Here is a 15159-nt window from a genome sequence, read left to right on the forward strand (position 1 = left end):
GAAGCCTTATTTTTGTTCAGTAATGACAGCAACATTTCAACAATACATACTTAATTTTAAAAAGGCCAGTGGTACGTCTCGTGGTATATTGAATACTAAAGAGACTTGGTTTATTATTTTAAAAGATAATAATCAAATCGGAATTGGTGAATGTGGATTATTTAGAGGACTAAGTATTGACGATAGACCCGATTTTGAAGAGAAACTCCAATGGACTTGTGATCATATTCATTCAGGATTAAATGAATTACTAGATGAGTTAATTGAGTTCCCTAGCATTCAGTTTGGTTTAGAACAAGCCTTTAAATCCCTTCAGAGCTCGTTTCCTTTTGAATTATTCCCTTCGGAATTTACAGAAAGTAAAGCTTCAATACCTATTAACGGATTGATATGGATGGGAAGTGAAGCTTTTATGAAAAAACAAATTAAAGAAAAGCTTATCGCGGGTTTTAATTGCATTAAAATGAAAATAGGAGCTATCGATTTTGACACTGAATTAGCGCTTCTAAAATCCATTAGAAAAGAATTTACATCAGATGATATTGAATTACGCGTTGATGCTAATGGTGCTTTTTCTCCTGATAATGCTTTAGAAAAGCTTAAACGTCTTTCTGAATTCGATTTGCATTCGATAGAGCAACCCATTAAACAAGGTCAGATTGAAGCTATGGCAAGACTTTGCGAAAAAACACCTTTGCCTATTGCTTTAGATGAAGAACTAATAGGCGTGTTTTCTGTAACAAAACAAAAGGAACTACTACAAATAATAAATCCACAATACATCATATTAAAACCAAGTTTAGTTGGAGGATGTCGTGGAAGTCAGCAATGGATTAATAGTGCTGAAGAAAACAAAATAGGATGGTGGATTACCAGTGCCTTAGAAAGTAATGTAGGTTTAAATGCAATAGCGCAATGGACATACACACTTAAGAGTAAAATGCCACAAGGCTTAGGAACTGGTAGTTTGTTTACCAACAATTTTGATAGTCCGTTACAAGTTAAAAATGGTACATTGCGATTCGAAATTAATAAAGATTGGAATTTGACCAATCTGAACATATAAAATTGATATTATGTTTATAAAACAAGCCTTTAAAGTAGAACATGACTTTTGGAGATACCTAGTTGGATCGATAGTTATTCTTGTAGCCGCTTTAGTTGGTCAGATGCCACTTTTAGTAGCAATAATATGGAAAGGAATGCAAGATGGTGGTTCAGGACTTGAAAGCATAACTGAAGAATCAATGTATACAATGTTGGATTCTAATTTATTTCTATTCCTTATGCTAATCTCATTTTTAGCAGCTTTTGCAGGACTATTTTTTGCTGTAAAGTATATCCATAAGCAAACCATGACGTCTATAGCGACATCAAGACCTAAGCTAGATTGGAAACGTATTTGGTTTGCCTTTATATTTTGGGGTGTGGTTTCTTCAGGATTAGTATTACTAGAATATTTTTATTTAGCACCAGAAAATTATGAATTTAATTTTGAGTTAAAACGTTTTGCAATACTAGCAGTCATAGCGATAGCACTTATTCCTTTTCAAACAAGTTTAGAAGAATACCTTTTTAGAGGCTATTTAATGCAAGGTTTTGGAACAGCTACAAAGGATAAGTACTTCCCTTTCGCATTTATTTACTCAATGATATTTATTCCATTATTTGTTGTACTAAATATTGGTTATGATATAAATCTATTGTCTAATGTAAGTCTTGGCTTAGGAGCTATAATATTAGGGATAGTAGTATTTCAAACGCTAAAGAAGCTTAACTTTTTTGAGTCTAAAAAAAATGATAGCTTAAGAAATGTTTGTAAAAGAAATTGGGTACCTATTCTAATTACGTCTATTATTTTTGGAGGACTTCACATCGCAAATCCTGAAGTAGGTAAATTGGGATATTCTATTATGATCTTTTACATAGGAACTGGATTGTTTTGGGGAATCATGACAATTATGGATGACGGCTTAGAACTCGCTTTAGGTTTTCATGCTGCTAACAATTTATTTACAGCTTTATTAGTAACTACTGACTGGACGGTTTTTCAGACACATTCTATTTTGAAAGATGTTTCAGAACCTGAAATAACCATGATAGATATGATTATACCTGTGTTTATAATGTATCCTATCATACTATTTATATTCTCTAAAGTTTATAAATGGTCAAATTGGAAAGACAAAATTTTTGGTAAAATAGAAGAGCCACCTAAAGATGATTATAAGATTATAGAATAATAAAAAAAGCGACTATTAAGTCGCTTTTTTTATGGGTTTATTTAAGATTATTATTCTACTGCTTTAAATAAAATTGCAGCTTTATTAAAATCTGAAGCGGCATTAATTACCTCTCTAAATTCTTCATACCTATTAAGGTCGAACTCGTGGGTTTTATAATACTCTTCAATTGTGATTACAATCTTATTCTTTTCTAGTTTATAATTGGATTCAAACTTAGCAGTCTTCTCTCCATTTCTAGCCACATAACTCTTATCAATAATTAAAGACTCTAATCCTTCAACAGAATACCCTTCTGGAATATTTACTATAATTTCGTAATTATAACGGTTAGGATAAATCATTTCAATTGGATTGATACGTTCTGTTTCTTGATACAACTCACTTTGCGTACCAATAACGAGTCCTATCTGAAATATATAACTATCTCCAGCATCTTCTAATAATTCTTCAGAAGAAATCGTGGTTTTTACCTTAAAAGGGATGTTATATTCTAATTGATTCATATCAGTATTAAACGCCTCATAGCTTAAAATCTCTTTATCTTCAATACCAGACCCTGTTAAATAGTCTTTATATTCTGTAATACCTTGTTCAGTAGAAAGGCTTAAAACAGCTCTACTAGTTTCAGACCAATGTCCATAATAGTCTTGATCTTGTTCTATTTTAACGCTTTCAAAATCGTTATTAAAAGAGATATTCATGTCTCTTCTAATTCTACTGTAGTCTGGATCTTCTTGGATGATTTTTGAAAAATAATGTTCAAAATCTGAAGAGATAAATAAACCGTAGTTTCCTAAGATATTAAAAGGAGCTTCACCAATTCTTCCTTCAAATCGGTCTGGTGCAATGTATTTTTTTTCAGAAGGTATATAGATTAAGAAATCTCTTAACATTCCAGGAACAAAGAATTCAGGATCAAACTTAGTTAAAAAACGATTTGCCGTAATGACAATTTCAAACTCAACATCTAATGCTTTTAAATACTGTCCATATACTTTTAAAATACCATAATCACTAGAAGAACGGTTAGTCAAGATGTAATTTAAATCTGATAATTCTTGATTGTTATTCTTTACAATTGTGTAATTGGATTTTATAAATATGTCAACGAGAGCAGCCTTTTTAAAATTAGTAAGATCTGTTTTGCCTTCTACAATTTTATTCACATCTTCTGTGGCTTGACTTACTATCGTTTCAGGAAAAAATTGTCGTCCGACATTATTTGAAACGTTTGTCCAAAACATATTTTGAGTGATGTTTTGGCCTTCAGTAAAACATTGATAAACAACAGCAATATTATTTGCTTTTGGTGTTGCATATTCTTCTTCAACCATTCCAGGAATATCCTTAATAGTTAAGAGTTGTGCATTATCACCATTTATTTTAACCTCTTCAAAGGTTTCTAGAGTTCTGTATGCTTTTACGTTAGACTCAAGTTTTCCAGTAATGAATAAAAACTGAGCTTCTTTTACTTTATAATTTGCTTGAAGGGTTTGAGAACCATAAATTTCATAATTTTTTTCTACCGTGTAGAGCACTTCTATTTCAGAATTTAATTCAACACCTTCAATAGCAAAAATTTTAAAGTCTCCATATTCTTCAACATTACTAACCTCTTTAATATTATCTTGATTTAATAATACTACTTTTCCAGACGGACTAATAGTTCTAGCTTTAATATTCACAACTTTTCTAACCTCGTACATTGGAATGTATACTGTATTGTGCTGAGCAATGCCATTGTCGTCATTAACCCTTATAATAGTATGTTCAGTTTCGTAAAGTTTAGGTTCTGGAGAAATCACGTTAGAAACATATTCAACAATATGCTTTTTTAAAATAGCTATAGACGACTCTTTTTGTTCTTCTTTATTTATCTCATGAAGTTTTGGGTTTTTTTCCCAATCGTAAGTTCTGAAATGTTGAGCAAAACTAGATGTAGTGCTTATTAATAAGGCTATAAATGCAATTTTCTTTATCATTATATTTGTTCTAATATTATACTTTTTTTGTAGGCTTTTCTTAGGCTTTTAATGAAACGGTTCCAGTTTTCAAAACCATCTTTTTTTACGCTTAAGGTTTTAATGTAAATTGACTTGGATTGAGTTATGACACTGCCATTTCTTGCATAACTAATTTTAAATCCATAATTCGGATCTTCAAAGGATATTTCATCAGGAATATAACTGGCGTAATAACCTTCTGGGATTTGGAAGTTAGTTGTAAAATCTCGTTCGAATTGATAATCAATTTTTTTGCTATACTTCCTGTCTTTAATTTCTACATCACTATTAGAAAGGGAACGGTCAATATTTAAATTGATATAAATTTTATTTCCAATATTTCTAGTATAACTATCGATATCTAAATCGTATTCTAAAATTAGAGGAATACCTTTATTGTCAAAATTCGTTTTAGAAATGTTTGTGTAATTTGTTTTATTATTTCCTAAAGCGAGCGTTGTATTGAGGTATTCTTCTTCAGTTTTACTATCTTTTTTATAGATATAATCTGAAACAAATTCTACCTTATCATAACCTTGAAGTGCACGTTTTTCAGAAACTTTTACAGTACTATTTTCCAAAGTTATATTAGAAGTAATAGTGGTTTTGCTTTGACTAGATTTTTGAATTGGAACTTTAATGATTTTAAAGTTTTTATCATCAATACCCATAAGAGCTTCCTTGGTTTGTATAAATGCACTTGGCATACCAAATGGCACATAACTATCTGTAGCATCTAGAAAAATAGTATCATTCTCAATGATTGCAGCTGTAATCATATGATCATCTACAGATGTTGTAGGAACCTTATAATAGGAGTAAGGCTTGTTTCTGGAACCAATCCAAGTTCTGTAAGCCTCAATGTCTACATGATTAAGCATTTCATAAAGTAAATTTGACATGGCTTTACAATCACCATAACGTGTTTCACAAGTAGATGCAGCACCAGTTGGAATAAATCCACCATAACCATCTCCAAAAGCGATGTAATTGATGTTATTCTGAACCCATTCAAAAATAGCTTTCGCTTTGTCTTCTTTTGAATCTAAAGAACTCGTAATTTCATCTGTAATTTTGTAAACATTTTCTAAAGAATCGGTATCGACTTGATCTATTAAACTTACATACCATTTATATAGGTCAGATAAATCATTTAGAATGTTTACCTTTTTATCATTTGTTTCATAGCTTTTTATGTAAAGCAACATATGTGGTAAGTAATACATCGCAGCTTCACTATCATCTTCACCTTCATATCCATCAGTATCGTAGGCATTCCAGGTATAAATATTACTCGTTGCAGTTTCTTCTTTTTTGAACTCTAATTTAATAGATTCAGTATTGAATTCTACATAACCTATTTCAACATTCTTTGGAAATTCAACAGAAAGCTGAGCGCTTTTCGTTGGCACATGAATCGCAAAATTAAAACCACCTAAAAAACGTGGTTCTTTTATGATGCGCTTATAATTCAAATGTGTTTCAGCACCTTTTGCTACCGCAGGAAATATGAAGCTTTTATATTCGTCATCACTGTAAAATATCATGTTGTCGAATTCTTGCTTAGTTTCAATATAATCAACTTCAATTCTTTTGTCAGTTGATGGAATGTAAGTAAACGCTTCAATATCTTTAATTTCTGAAAAACTACTATAACCAATAGATTCGTTTGCGTAGTACAAGTTTTTAGAGCTTATAAACTTTCCTTGTTCGGTGATGTTTTGAACAATATCAAATTTGTCATCGCTTAGACTTATTTTAATGTGTTCATGTCTTTTGAGATAGATGTAATCGTCATCCGAAAAATCTTGTGAAATGCATAAAAAAGGTACAAGTAAAAAAAAGAAAAAATATTTACTCATTGTTTAGGGTTTAAGTTCAAATATAGACTATTTATCTTTAACTTAGTTGTGTTAAAAATAGTATATAAACCTATAGCTAATATCATACCAAAATGACTCCGACATTTGATAAAATTCACTTAAAATTTAAATTCAATGGCACTTCTTTTAATCATGAAGAACTTAAAGAAGTCGCTTATAGTCTAGTAAAAGAAGGCGAATCATTCGAAAAAATTGCTGGAAATTTTCTATTAGATTGGTTAGATTGTAAAGACTATGTTTTGGTTAGAACATCTGGAACAACAGGATTACCAAAGACCATTAAACTTGATAAAAAAGCGATGGTCAACTCTGCAATTATGACAGGTGATTTTTTTGATATCCATCCAGGAGATAAAGCATTACATTGTTTGCCAAGTCGATATATTTCTGGCAAGATGATGTTGGTACGTGCAATGATTTTAGGTTTAGAATTAGATATGGTTGCACCAACGCTTCATCCAGCCTATGACAACCGAAAATATTACGACTTTAGTGCTATGATTCCGTTGCAATTAAAAAACTCTTTAGAGAGATTAAACAATATTAAAACACTTATTGTTGGAGGTGCAAGTGTTTCTAATCCATTGATTGAAAATATTCAGACCTTAAAAGCGACTGTGTATGAAACCTTTGGTATGACTGAGACCATTAGCCATATTGCAGTAAAAAAGCTAAACCATAATCAATCTAAGAGCACAGGTTTTGAAATACTTCCAAATATTAAAATTTCAAAGGACGAAAGAGATTGTTTAGTTATTGATGCTCCAAAGTTAAGTAACGAAATTATTGTTACTAATGACTTGATTGATTTAATTAACGAAAAACAATTTGAAATTATTGGTCGCTATGATAATATGATTAATTCTGGAGGCGTAAAAGTATTTCCAGAGTTAATAGAACTTAAACTTCAAGATCTTATTGAACATCGTTTTTTAATTGCTTCAGAAAATGATAGTGATTTAGGTCAAAAAGTAATTCTAGTTATTGAAGGTGATTCAGACGATTTTGATAAAGATGTTTTTTCACAATTAAACAAACATGAAATTCCAAAAGCTGTATATAGTATTCCTAAATTTTTCGATACTGAAACAGGAAAACTTCAGCGCAAAAAAATCTTAGATGCGGTTTTGAGTTAGTTTACTCATTGAAAACCTAGTTTCACTAAGTTTCCATTTTTTAGGTTATAGTTTGATTATAAGTTTGGTAAGAACTTAAAACTATAATCATTATGAAATTATTACTAAAATTATCGTGCATCCTCTTCATGAGTATTTGTTTAAATGCACAAGAAAGAACTATTTCTGGAACTGTAACTTCAAGCGCAGATGGATTACCATTGCCTGGAGTTAATGTCATTGTTAAAAGAACATCCTACGGCGTTCAAACAGATTTTGATGGTAATTATACTATACTAGCAAAAACGGGAGATACATTAGAGTTTTCATTTATAGGAATGAAACCTACTGAAACCATTATTGGTGTAGGAAATGTAATAGATATCTTTATGAATGAAGATAAAGAAACCTTACAAGAAATTGTGGTGGTTGGCTTTAGCTCTAAATCTAGAAGCGAAATGACTTCAGCGGTATCCAAGGTTACCATTCAGGATATAAAATCAAGTATATCGTCACCAACAATCAATAATACGCTTCAAGGAGTAGCTTCAGGTGTACAAATAACAAATCGTGATGGTACAACACCAATAAGGATTAAAGGTAATTCAGCTATCGGTAAATCAAAAAAACCTTTATACGTATTAGATGGGAAGCCTATAACAGAAAATGAATTAAATAATCTGGAAGTAAAAAAAATCAAACATGTTGAGATTCTTAGTGCCTTGCAAGGTAATGTTGTTTATGGTTATGAAGGCTCAAAAGGCGTTGTTGTTTTAAGAAGTAAAGGACCTCGAAATAATGTTGATGTTAATATTATTAGCGACTTTTTAAATGAGTCTTACACCCAAATACAAGAAAACCCATTCAAGCGATCACATTTATCACCTTTGTCAACGTTTTCAATTGATGTAGATAAAGCGTCATATAGCAATATTAGACGTATGATTAATAGTGGACAAACTGTTCCGAAATATGCCGTTAGGATAGAGGAAATGGTCAATTATTTTGATTACAATTATCCGCAACCAAAAGATGATCATCCTTTTTCAATTAATACAGAAGTTGTTCAAACTCCTTGGCATCAAGCCACACAACTGGTAAGAATTGGCCTTCAAGGTAAATCCTATAATAATGATGAGTTGCCAGCTTCGAATCTTACCTTTTTAATTGATGTTTCTGGTTCAATGAATGCACCAAATAAACTTCATTTATTAAAAAGTGCTTTCAAATTACTGGTAAATCAATTACGAGATAAAGATATGGTATCAATAGTTGTATATGCTGGAGCTGCTGGTGTTGTATTAGAACCAACACCAGGAAGTAAAAAGAGTACCATTTTAAAAGCACTTGATAATTTGCAAGCTGGTGGATCAACTGCTGGTGGAGCTGGTATACAATTGGCTTACAAATTGGCTCAAAGGAATTTCAAAAAAGATGGAAATAATCGTGTAATATTAGCTACAGATGGCGATTTCAATGTTGGTGCTTCTAGTGACAATGACATGCAGACATTAATTGAAGAAAAGCGTAAATCTGGGGTGTTTTTATCGGTATTAGGTTTTGGTTATGGAAATTATAAAGACTCAAAACTAGAAACACTAGCAGATAAAGGAAATGGCAATCATGCGTATATAGACAATATGCAAGAAGCTCAAAAAGTATTTGGGAAAGAGTTTGGTGGCACATTATTTACCATCGCTAAAGATGTTAAGATTCAAGTAGAGTTTAATCCAGAAAAAGTGCAAGCGTATCGTCTTATCGGTTATGAAAACAGATTGTTAGCTGATGAAGATTTTATTGATGACACTAAAGATGCAGGAGAATTGGGTAGTGGTCATACTGTAACTGCATTATATGAAATAATTCCTATTGGAACTGATGTTGATTATTTGAAAGATATTTCTAGGTTAAAATATACTAGTAGCAATACTTCAAATAAGTACAATGACGAATTGTTTACTGTGAAATTTAGATATAAAAAACCAAATGAATCAACAAGTATAGAAATGGTTCATGTTCAAGATTCACAACTTTCAGAGCCATCAGATGACATGAATTTTGCATCTGCAGTCGCTTTATATGGTATGAAATTAAGAGAATCAAAATACTACAACGACGCATCATTGAATAAGATCATAAAACTAGCTAATGATGGTAGAGGAGAAGATAAGGATTGTTATAGAGCAGAGTTCATAAGACTCATTGAATCTTATGCACATTTGTAGAATTCTCTACCAAGAAAAAGAGCGACTAAATAGTCGCTCTTTTTTATGCACTACTAATTTCGCTCACTGAAACACTTAGTTCACTCATTATTCATTTCATTGTTAATTATTTGGTTGTAAGTTCATTATGAATTTAAAAATCAAACAAATGAAACATCTAACAATCACATTCGCACTACTATTAATTACTAGTATGGCTATAAGCCAAGAGAAGAATATAGAAACAAAATCGGTTTCAATAGAAAACTTAATCAGCTTTATTGTTGATCATATTGAAAGTAAAACTGAAGATTCAGAATTGCCTACAGAAAACATTACATTTCTATTACAAACTCCAGCAAATGATTTACTAATTGAACATAAAGTGATTTTAAATCAAGCCTTCAAATTAGTTTCAAAGCGTTTAACTGAAGAAGACTATATTTCAATTATAACATATACTGGATTTAATGGTATCGCTTTAAATCAAACATCTCCAAAGGATTTAAAATTAATTTTATACACTATAGAAAATTTGAAGCTAAGTGTTAAAGAGTTTTATAAGGATGGAATTGAATTAGCTTACGAATATACCAATGAGAACTTTATGGAAGATTCTATAAATACTGTGATCATGATTAGAAATCCAAAAGCAATTCAGGGAGAGCATGTAACGGTTCAAAATGCTAAAGCGGCTAAGAAAAACAATGTAGTTTTAATTACTGCAATGGCTTTATTACCTGAGATTATTTCAGTGATTAAAGATTAAGGTTTTGGTCTTTTATATAAAAAGTAAGCGGCTAAAAATCCAACAAAAGAAAAGCCCGCCATGATAGCAAACGCGATTTGATGTCCAGTTTCTCCCTGATAAGCATCTAAAAAATAGCCATATAAAAGACCTGCAAAGATATCTGGAGTATAACCAACAATAGAAATAAAACCAACAGCTGTTCCTGTTATTGCCAATGGTATTTTTGCTTCTTCTAAAGTCGCAAAATAAAGTACTCTAGCCGAATAAACACCTAAAGCCATTGTACCAATAGATAATACAAAGAGTAGTATAGAACTGTCGTTAATAATTCCAGATGCAAAAATAAGACTGGTAATCAACATCAATAAAAAGCCAATAACAATCCATAAAGAAGCTCTGGTACGATCAGCAAGTAAACCAATCACAACACCAATAACTGGTCGCATATAAAGAAGGTAAGTTCCTATTTTTGCAGATTCAATCTTATTGTAATTCATAACGGTTTCAGCATAAAGACTAAAAACATCAGTCATTTTATAACCAAAATAAGCACACAAAATTATAATCATTAAAAGCCAAACAGCTCTAAATTTCATAACTTCTTTAAAGGATGATAATGATAGTGAATTTCTGTTTTCTACAATGTTTTCTTCCGAAACATTTAAATTCTTCAAAAAGAAAAAGACCAACACAGCAATAAAGCAAATGGCAATTGAAGTAAAGATAATAACTTGTTTGAATGCCTCACGACGTTCATCAAGTGAGGTTAACTCAATATCTTTTGTAATGAATAATGAAAATATTAGTACACCTACAGATCCAAAAAGAGCAGCTGTTAGTCCGCGTCCTCCATCTAAAAACCCAAAAGCAATGCCTTGTTTATCACTTCCTCCCCAAATCCTGGTCGCTTTTATCATTGCAGCCCAAAACAAGAAAATAGTTGTAAATCCCCAAAAGCCATAAAGAATATGAAGATTGGCTAGTGTTGGATAAGTCGCTAAATAAAATCCGCCAAATGCGGTTAGCATTAAGGCGACAGACATTAAGATATGAGGTTTAAATTTATCAGCTAATGGTCCGCCAAATAAGTAAGAGAATAAAGCGACTAAGCCATATATCGAAAAGCAACTTCCGAGTTGGGTGTTGTTAATAGCTAAGGTTTCTAAAAATGTTGATCTAAAAATTCGTTGTAAAACAAATGGTAATATAAAAACAGCTTCACCAGCTAAAATAAGAAGGATGATAATATAAGCTGGCGATTTATTTTTATTGTTTAGCATTACACTTGTAAAACTCCCATATTAAATGGCTTTTCAATAGGAGCGTGGTTAGCTGCTTCAATTCCCATACTGATCCAAGTTCTAGTATCTAAAGGATTAATTACTGCATCTGTCCAAATACGTGAAGCTGCATAATATGGAGACACTTGATTGTCGTATCTATTTTTAATTTTATCAAATAACTCTTTTTCTTTTTCTTCAGTGATTTTCTCTCCTTTTTTAAGTAGAGATGCTTTCTCTATTTGAAGTAAAACTTTGGCAGCACTATTTCCACTCATTACAGCAAGTTCTGCACTTGGCCACGCTGCAATTAATCTAGGATCATATGCTTTTCCACACATAGCGTAGTTTCCTGCACCATAACTATTACCAATTATAATAGTGAATTTTGGTACAACAGAATTACTAACAGCATTTACCATTTTTGCACCATCTTTAATAATTCCTCCATGTTCAGATTTACTACCAACCATAAAACCTGTCACATCTTGTATAAACACTAAGGGAATTTTCTTCTGATTACAATTGGCTATAAAACGAGTTGCTTTGTCGGCACTATCATTATAAATAACACCTCCAAATTGCATTTCGCCACTTTTAGTTTTGACTAATTTTCGTTGATTGGCAACTATACCAACTGCCCAACCATCTATTCTTGCATAAGCTGTAATTATGGTTTTGCCATAACCTTCTTTATATTCGTCAAATTCAGAATTATCAACCAATCGTTTGATAATCTCTTTCATATCATATTGATCAGCTCTCGACTTTGGAAGAATACCAAAGATGTCATCTGGGTTTTCCTTGGGCTTCTTAGCAGTAACCTTATTAAATCCGGCTTTATCATAGTCGCCAATCTTATCAATTAAACGTTGAATAGTTTCAAGCGCATCTTTATCATCTTTAGCTTTATAATCCGTAACTCCAGAAATTTCACAATGTGTTGTTGCTCCACCTAAAGTTTCATTGTCAATACTTTCTCCAATAGCAGCTTTAACTAAATAACTTCCAGCAAGAAAAATACTTCCTGTTTTATCTACAATTAAGGCTTCATCACTCATAATAGGTAAGTAGGCACCACCAGCAACACAACTTCCCATAACAGCAGCAATCTGGGTAATTCCCATACTACTCATCACTGCATTGTTTCTAAATATGCGGCCGAAATGTTCTTTATCTGGAAAAATTTCATCTTGCATTGGCAGGTATACTCCAGCGGAATCTACTAAATAGATTATAGGCAATCTGTTTTCAATAGCAATTTCCTGAGCACGCAAATTCTTTTTGCCTGTAATAGGAAACCAAGCTCCAGCTTTAACTGTGGCATCATTGGCAACAACGATACATTGTTTACCTTTTACATATCCCATTTTTACGACAACGCCTCCAGATGGGCAACCACCATGTTCTTCATACATACCATCTCCAGCAAAAGCACCTATTTCTATTGATGATTTTTTACTGTCTAATAGATAATCTACGCGTTCTCTCGCTGTCATTTTTCCTTTAGAATGGTGCTTTTCTATTCGCTTTACACCACCACCAAGTTTTACTTTGGCAAGACGCTTTTTTAAATCTGAAAGGAGTAATTTATTATGATCTTCGTTTTTATTGAAGTTGATATCCATGTGTTGTTAATTTCCTACGAATTTACGAAACCCTTAACGGATTAAAAAGTGAATAATTTGTTAAAATCATTAACATGGAAATAGTTTCCTAGGAATATATTAAAATTTTGTTGTATATTTGTACCAACAAAAACATAACACATGAAACATATTATAACATTCGCAGGAACTAATAGCAAGAATTCAATTAACAAACAACTAGCAGTTTACACTTCAGGTTTAGTTGAAAATGCAGAAGTAACTGTTTTAGATTTGAATGATTTTGAGTTACCTATCTACGGTATCGATTACGAAACAGATCATGGAATTCCGGATAATGCGCAAAAATTTATAGAGCATATTAGGTCTTCAGATGGAATTGTACTGTCATTAGCTGAACATAATGGAACCTATTCTACTGTCTTTAAAAATATTTTTGATTGGATGTCTCGTATTGATGGCAAGTTATGGAGTGATAAGCCAATGTTATTAATGGCTACATCTCCAGGAGCAAGAGGTGGAACAACAGCATTAGATATAGCTAAAAGTCGTTTCCCTTATATGGGTGGAAATATTGTAGCAGATTTTTCATTACCTTCATTTCATGATAACTTTTCTGACGGAACTATGGTGAATCAAGAATTAAAGACGCAATTACTAGAAGTAGTTAAATCATTTCAAAACAGTTTGTAATATGGGAGATATTTCTAAAGATATAAACTCTACGTTTCCAAATAGTAAGATTAAAGCATTACTCAATATTATTTATACAGCAAATTGGATAAGTAGCCATCAGAATGCTTTTTTTAAACCTTTTGGTATCTCGCCACAGCAGTTTAATATTTTGAGAATTCTACGTGGAGCAGGTGAAGCTATAAAAGTACAAACCATAAAAGAACGTATGCTAGAACGTGCTCCAAATGCAACTCGGTTAATGGATAAACTATGCAATAAACAATTGATAGAACGTCTACCTTGTCCAGATGATAGAAGAGTTGTTCATATTCAAATAACCAGTAAAGGACTTGATTTATTATCTGAAATATCAAAAGAATTTAAAGAAGATATATTAGAAAATTTATCAGAAAAAGAAGCTAACGAGTTAAGTGATTTGCTTGATAAAATACGTTAGCGTGTTTTTTTAATTAAATAGTTTCCATGGGAACTATTGTAAAGAAAGATTATACTTATGAAACTAAATACAATAAAAAGAGCAGGTCGAAGCCATTTCGTTGACATGGGACCTATTCGATTACGACAACCATTTCCAACACAGCATATTAAAATGATTGATCCATTCGTGTTATTACATCATTATGGACCATATGAAATTTCAGAAACAAACAATCCTTTTGATTTAGGACCACATCCACATAGAGGATTTGAACCCATTACATTTTTAGTACAAGGTGAACAATTGCATCGTGATTCATTAGGAAATGAAAGTGTTGTAAAAGCAGGAGATGTTCAATGGACTACAGCTGGACGAGGTATCATACATGCTGAAGGTCCTACTAAAGAGTTAGTAAAAAAAGGAGGAACAATTGAAGGTATCCAATTATGGCTAAATCTACCTTCTGAAAAGAAATTGATGGAAGCTAACTATCAACATGCAAAACATGAAGAGTTTAATGTCATCACTTCCGAAGATAAAAAAATAGAAACCAGAATTATTGCTGGAGAATTAGAGAGTATGTTTGGAAAGATTGGAACACAAACAGCTGTTAATGCATTCATGATTGAAGCAAAGACAGGAGGAGAACAGTTTATATCGTATTCTAATTTGCATCATGGATTATTATATCTATTAAAAGGAAAAGTAATTGTAAACGGTGTAGAAGGCTTAGAACTGGATAAAAACCAACTGATGGAGTTTCAACAAGATGGTGAAGGCTTTTCAATAAAAGCTGGATCAGATGCTACATTATTATTCTTATCAGGTGAGCCTATTGATGAGCCTGTAGCAACTTATGGACCTTATGTGATGAATTCACAAACAGAACTGTTGGAAGCGATGAGAGATTATCAAATGGGTAAAATGGGATTTCTTCCAACTAGTTAGAATATTAA

12 protein-coding genes are annotated in these 15159 nt (G+C 31.9%); 8 read left to right on the forward strand and 4 right to left on the reverse strand.

Features of this window, described 5'->3' with window-relative positions:
• The first annotated feature begins 22 nt into the window (after positions 1-22).
• Both RH81_RS03960 and RH81_RS03965 read left to right on the forward strand, forming a co-directional pair.
• A complete protein-coding gene (locus RH81_RS03960; protein WP_033958042.1) occupies positions 23-1066 on the forward strand; it encodes an o-succinylbenzoate synthase in 1044 nt (347 codons plus the stop codon).
• A gap of 10 nt (positions 1067-1076) precedes the next feature.
• Positions 1077-2243, forward strand: a complete 1167-nt coding sequence (locus tag RH81_RS03965) for a CPBP family intramembrane glutamic endopeptidase (RefSeq protein WP_033958043.1) — start codon at positions 1077-1079, stop codon at positions 2241-2243.
• Between the two features lie 50 nt (positions 2244-2293).
• On the opposite strand, the gene RH81_RS03970 is transcribed toward RH81_RS03965, so the two are convergent.
• Positions 2294-4228, reverse strand: coding sequence for a DUF3857 domain-containing protein (locus RH81_RS03970; protein WP_033958044.1), 1935 nt, complete (start codon positions 4226-4228; stop codon positions 2294-2296).
• Positions 4228-6111, reverse strand: coding sequence for a DUF3857 domain-containing protein (locus RH81_RS03975; protein WP_033958047.1), 1884 nt, complete (start codon positions 6109-6111; stop codon positions 4228-4230). Before RH81_RS03975 ends, RH81_RS03970 begins: the two co-directional genes overlap by 1 nt.
• A gap of 92 nt (positions 6112-6203) precedes the next feature.
• Here RH81_RS03975 and RH81_RS03980 point away from each other — a divergent pair, with 92 nt between their 5' ends.
• The 3 genes from RH81_RS03980 (at position 6204) to RH81_RS03990 (ending at position 10220) form a co-directional block, all read left to right on the forward strand.
• Complete coding sequence (locus tag RH81_RS03980) at positions 6204-7268, forward strand: AMP-binding protein (protein ID WP_033958050.1); 1065 nt, start codon at positions 6204-6206, stop codon at positions 7266-7268.
• A gap of 92 nt (positions 7269-7360) precedes the next feature.
• Positions 7361-9472 (forward strand): vWA domain-containing protein, encoded by a 2112-nt coding sequence (locus RH81_RS03985; RefSeq protein WP_033958053.1) that lies wholly within the window; start codon positions 7361-7363, stop codon positions 9470-9472.
• Between the two features lie 148 nt (positions 9473-9620).
• Positions 9621-10220 carry a vWA domain-containing protein gene (locus tag RH81_RS03990; RefSeq protein WP_152604780.1) on the forward strand — a complete coding sequence of 200 codons (600 nt, stop codon included), beginning with the start codon at positions 9621-9623 and terminating at the stop codon, positions 10218-10220.
• On the opposite strand, the gene RH81_RS03995 is transcribed toward RH81_RS03990, so the two are convergent.
• Together RH81_RS03995 and RH81_RS04000 are read right to left on the reverse strand one after the other, a co-directional pair.
• Positions 10217-11482 (reverse strand): MFS transporter, encoded by a 1266-nt coding sequence (locus tag RH81_RS03995; RefSeq protein WP_033958058.1) that lies wholly within the window; start codon positions 11480-11482, stop codon positions 10217-10219. The two genes, RH81_RS03990 and RH81_RS03995, sit on opposite strands and share 4 nt — an antisense overlap.
• A complete protein-coding gene (locus RH81_RS04000; RefSeq protein ID WP_033958068.1) occupies positions 11482-13110 on the reverse strand; it encodes an acyl-CoA carboxylase subunit beta in 1629 nt (542 codons plus the stop codon). Before RH81_RS04000 ends, RH81_RS03995 begins: the two co-directional genes overlap by 1 nt.
• A gap of 141 nt (positions 13111-13251) precedes the next feature.
• Between RH81_RS04000 and RH81_RS04005 the strand changes: the two genes are divergently transcribed.
• The 3 genes from RH81_RS04005 to RH81_RS04015 are packed head-to-tail and all read left to right on the forward strand — an operon-like array spanning position 13252 to position 15151.
• Positions 13252-13782 (forward strand): NADPH-dependent FMN reductase, encoded by a 531-nt coding sequence (locus RH81_RS04005; protein WP_033958070.1) that lies wholly within the window; start codon positions 13252-13254, stop codon positions 13780-13782.
• 1 nt (position 13783) lies between these two features.
• Entirely contained in the window at positions 13784-14221 is a 438-nt protein-coding gene (locus tag RH81_RS04010) for a MarR family winged helix-turn-helix transcriptional regulator (protein WP_033958073.1), read from the forward strand.
• A 57-nt stretch (positions 14222-14278) separates the two neighbouring features.
• Positions 14279-15151 (forward strand): pirin family protein, encoded by an 873-nt coding sequence (locus RH81_RS04015; protein ID WP_033958076.1) that lies wholly within the window; start codon positions 14279-14281, stop codon positions 15149-15151.
• Positions 15152-15159 lie beyond the last annotated feature (8 nt).

It is taken from the genome of Psychroserpens jangbogonensis (assembly GCF_000797465.1).
GTDB classification, from domain to species: Bacteria; Bacteroidota; Bacteroidia; order Flavobacteriales; family Flavobacteriaceae; genus Psychroserpens; species Psychroserpens jangbogonensis.

What these genes read in the sequence shown, in the direction of transcription:
- RH81_RS03985 (WP_033958053.1), top strand. Translation starts at nt 7,361, where the DNA reads ATGAAATTATTACTAAAATTATCGTGCATCCTCTTCATGAGTATTTGT.
- RH81_RS04015 (WP_033958076.1), top strand. Translation starts at nt 14,279, where the DNA reads ATGAAACTAAATACAATAAAAAGAGCAGGTCGAAGCCATTTCGTTGAC.
- RH81_RS03980 (WP_033958050.1), top strand. Translation starts at nt 6,204, where the DNA reads ATGACTCCGACATTTGATAAAATTCACTTAAAATTTAAATTCAATGGC.
- RH81_RS04005 (WP_033958070.1), top strand. Translation starts at nt 13,252, where the DNA reads ATGAAACATATTATAACATTCGCAGGAACTAATAGCAAGAATTCAATT.
- RH81_RS03960 (WP_033958042.1), top strand. Translation starts at nt 23, where the DNA reads ATGACAGCAACATTTCAACAATACATACTTAATTTTAAAAAGGCCAGT.
- RH81_RS03990 (WP_152604780.1), top strand. Translation starts at nt 9,621, where the DNA reads ATGAAACATCTAACAATCACATTCGCACTACTATTAATTACTAGTATG.
- RH81_RS04000 (WP_033958068.1), bottom strand. Translation starts at nt 13,110, where the DNA reads ATGGATATCAACTTCAATAAAAACGAAGATCATAATAAATTACTCCTT.
- RH81_RS03970 (WP_033958044.1), bottom strand. Translation starts at nt 4,228, where the DNA reads ATGATAAAGAAAATTGCATTTATAGCCTTATTAATAAGCACTACATCT.
- RH81_RS03975 (WP_033958047.1), bottom strand. Translation starts at nt 6,111, where the DNA reads ATGAGTAAATATTTTTTCTTTTTTTTACTTGTACCTTTTTTATGCATT.
- RH81_RS03995 (WP_033958058.1), bottom strand. Translation starts at nt 11,482, where the DNA reads ATGCTAAACAATAAAAATAAATCGCCAGCTTATATTATCATCCTTCTT.
- RH81_RS04010 (WP_033958073.1), top strand. Translation starts at nt 13,784, where the DNA reads ATGGGAGATATTTCTAAAGATATAAACTCTACGTTTCCAAATAGTAAG.
- RH81_RS03965 (WP_033958043.1), top strand. Translation starts at nt 1,077, where the DNA reads ATGTTTATAAAACAAGCCTTTAAAGTAGAACATGACTTTTGGAGATAC.